The organism is Armatimonas sp., from assembly GCF_043760365.1.
Lineage (GTDB): Bacteria > Armatimonadota > Armatimonadia > Armatimonadales > Armatimonadaceae > Armatimonas.
On record NZ_JAYUPA010000817.1, the window covers coordinates 1 to 3,240 of the forward strand.

Genomic DNA, 3,240 nt, shown 5'->3' on the forward strand with positions numbered 1-3,240 from the left:
CCCGCCTTTCGGTACGGCACAAACCCGACCCCAAGCTCGTGGGCCACAGGCGCACCAAAGAGAAATCCGCGCGACTCAATTCCCACAATCACATCGGGCCGGAGGCGCTTGATATCCTCACTGAGCGCGGCGATCACTTCGGCAAAAGCCACAGGATCGGCCAAAACGGGTGTAATGTCTTTGAAAACAATTCCTGGCTGAGGAAAGTCGGGAATGTCACGAATCAGAGTTGCTGCTTTCATATCCCTATTGTAGCCTCCTCCCTCCTTTTAGACAAACGAGGAACCTTGTGCCATCGCTCGGCATAAAAACCAGCACGGCGTTATGGCTAGGGACGCAATGCTCCTGTTGCCAAACGCAAAATTTAAGGAGAAAACTCAACATGAACATTGGAAAATCAGTGCAGCTATTTACAGCATTTATTAGTAGCATCACTCTTGTCCAAATGACAGCCCATGCACAGAAGATTACCGTTCGTGTCAACGGCAATAATGTCCCGTTTGCCGATACGCACCCACAGAAAGTGGAGGGGCGTGTGCTTGTCCCTATCCGAGGCGTACTAGAAAATATCGGGGCGGATATCAACTGGAACGAGGCAACTCAAACAGTGAAAGCGAAAATGGGAGAGCGTGATCTCGAGATCCGCCTGGGTAGCCACACTGCACTGGTGAATGGACAGACGGTTTCCCTACGAGTGCCTGCCATGCGAATTGGTGGCAGCACAATGGTTCCCCTTCGATTTATCAGTGAGGCCCTCGGAGCTAGTGTCGAGTGGAGTGAACCCCGTCAGATGGTCAGTATCACAACAGGATCCGCCCTCAGCACCGAACGCCCCGTGGCCCGAAACCGGGATAGGGTGCAAGATTTGGACCCCAACAAGAACACTTTCGTGCTACGGATCAATGGACGCGAAGAGGCCTTTGGCGCAGCACGTCCCTATCTACGTGGCGAAGATGTGATGGTTCCCCTGGAACAGTTCGCGCGCGCTGCCAAGTTCAACTACCGCTTCGACTCTGCCCAGAATACCGTCACTGTGCCGGATAAGCAGCTCAAAAATGCGGTGGGAAGCCGCTGGGTCGACAAGAGTGGGCAGCGTATTCGCATGGAGTCTCCCACCGAGATCAGACGCAACACGCTCTATGTGCCGCTAGAATTTATCGAGCTGGCCTCAGATCAGACCACGACTTGGAATGCGGAGACCCACACCATCACAATCGTCAACGCGCGTCCCTAAACCGGTTGTGGGCGCGGCCATGATGTACGGGCGATTGCAGCGGCGGGCGCGGATGAGGTGATCGGGCTAGATCTCGCGCCCAGCGCGTTTGCGGGAGCCAAGACACTCCCGAACACGCGCTTTGTGCTCGGAGATCTCTTCGCCCTGCCCGAAGATTTTACCGCTGCATTCGATGCCGTCTTTGAGCACACGTGCTTCTGCGCGATTCCTCGTGAGCGCCTGATGACTATGTGCGAGCCATCGCCACTGCCCTCAAGCCTGGCGGCTTGTTCTTGGCTATCTTCTACCTCAACCCACGCGACAACCCCGACCCGACTCTTGGCCCCCCGCAATAGCGTTCTCTGGCCGCGAGAATCGGGAGGTTTTACGCCTCCTCCAGAAGAAATAGACTCTATGCAAACCACAAAGCCCAACATTATCGTGATCTACACCGATGACCAGCGCTGGGATGCGCTGGGCGTGGTGCAGCGTGAACAAGGAAGCAAGGGGCGTTTCCCCTGGCTCAAGATGCCGAACTTAGACAAGCTCGCCGCCGAGGGCACGCACTTTCGCAATGCCTTTGTAGTCAACTCACTCTGTGCGCCAAGCCGTGCAACCCTTCTAACGGGCCAGTACGGCCACACGAACGGTATAGTCAACAACCACACACCGTTCTCGGAGAGCAATGCCACTATTGCCACGCTGCTTAAATCCGCAGGCTACCGAACGGGCTATGTGGGCAAGTGGCACATGGGCACCCAGCGCGAGCGGCCCGGCTTTGACTTTGCCGCGAGTTTTATCGGGCAGGGCAAGTACGAGAACTGTCCGTTTGTGGTCAATGGCAAGGACACCCCCACCAACGGCTGGATAGATGATGTCTCAACCGACTACGCCTTGCAGTTCCTCAAAGAGAGCACAGGCAAGCCTTTTTTACTCGTGCTGGGCTTCAAGACGGCTCACGGGCCGTTCTCGCCACCCCCAAGCCACGCCAACGACTATGCCAGCGATACCGCGCGCCCTGTCCCCAATGTCGGTCTAGCTCCCGCCTACGCGCCAGAGCGCAAGGGGGCAGCCAACGCCAGCACGCTCAACCGGGGCTACTTTCGGTGCCTGAGCGCGATGGACGACTGCGTGGGTAAGCTTCTGGCCGCCATAGACGATAACACAGTGGTGATCTTCGCATCGGACAATGGTTTTTATCTGGGTGAGCACAGCCTGGGGGACAAGCGTAGCGCCTACGACGAGAGCCTGCGGATTCCGCTGGTAATCCGCTTGCCGAAGGCGCTCCGTAAGGCCAGGCAAGTCGAGCAGCTCGCCCTGAATGTGGACATTGCCCCGACAGTTCTGGAGCTCGCTGGCGTACCAGTGCCCCGAGCCATGCACGGGCGTAGTCTGCTCCCGCTCGCTCTGGGTAAGCCTCCCACCGACTGGCGCAAGGCGTTTTTCTACACCTACTTCTTTGAGAGAGGCTTCTCGATTCCTACCACCCAGTGCGTTCGCACCGAGACAGCCAAGCTGATCCAATACCCCGGCCACCCGGAGTGGACAGAAGTCTATGACCTCAAGGCCGACCCCTACGAGACAAAAAACCTCGCCACCGACAACCACTTTGTGGAGCTGCATGCCGCTTTGGAACAGGAGTTTGAGCGCCAGAAAAAGGCCATCGGTTTTGAGATCCCCCCGTTTGCCGACAAACCGGGAGCCGCTGATCCTGCCCCGAGTGGCGTAACTGCCCCGCGCAATGCCTGGGTGCTGGACTGGAAAGAGGCACGCAAGTTCGACGGCACCGCGCCGGTGACGATCCCCAGCACTCCTGCGCTACGCCCCAATGTGGGCGCATGGACAATCGAGGTGACACTCACCGCCGAAAAACCGGAGGGGGTGATTCTTGCTCGTGGCGGCGAGCGTTTTGGCTATAGCCTGCATCTGGAAGGCGGCAAGCCCGTCCTCACGGTCAGCTCGGCGAATAAGCGCTCACAAATTACGGCCCCCGAGAGTGTTGTGGGACGCTCGGTGGTACTGACGGC

At 57.7% G+C, this 3,240-nt stretch carries 2 protein-coding genes and 1 pseudogene; 2 read left to right on the plus strand and 1 reads right to left on the minus strand.

Annotation, left to right across the window (positions count from 1 at the left end; all coding sequences use genetic code 11):
• Window positions 1-242 (minus strand): annotated as a pseudogene (locus ACH2EH_RS20025) (adenine phosphoribosyltransferase); the annotation flags it as partial.
• 140 nt (window positions 243-382) lie between these two features.
• On the opposite strand from ACH2EH_RS20025, the gene ACH2EH_RS20030 reads away from it, so the two are divergent.
• Together ACH2EH_RS20030 and ACH2EH_RS20035 are read left to right on the plus strand one after the other, a co-directional pair.
• Window positions 383-1,234, plus strand: coding sequence for a copper amine oxidase N-terminal domain-containing protein (locus ACH2EH_RS20030; RefSeq protein ID WP_395144468.1), 852 nt, complete (start codon window positions 383-385; stop codon window positions 1,232-1,234).
• A 57-nt stretch (window positions 1,235-1,291) separates the two neighbouring features.
• Window positions 1,292-3,240, plus strand: a 1,949-nt coding sequence (locus tag ACH2EH_RS20035; protein ID WP_395144469.1) for a sulfatase-like hydrolase/transferase, incomplete at its 3' end; no start/stop codon positions are given.

Bases quoted from the DNA above. Each gene is read 5' to 3' on its own strand.
- ACH2EH_RS20030 (WP_395144468.1), top strand. From the start codon at position 383: ATGAACATTGGAAAATCAGTGCAGCTATTTACAGCATTTATTAGTAGC.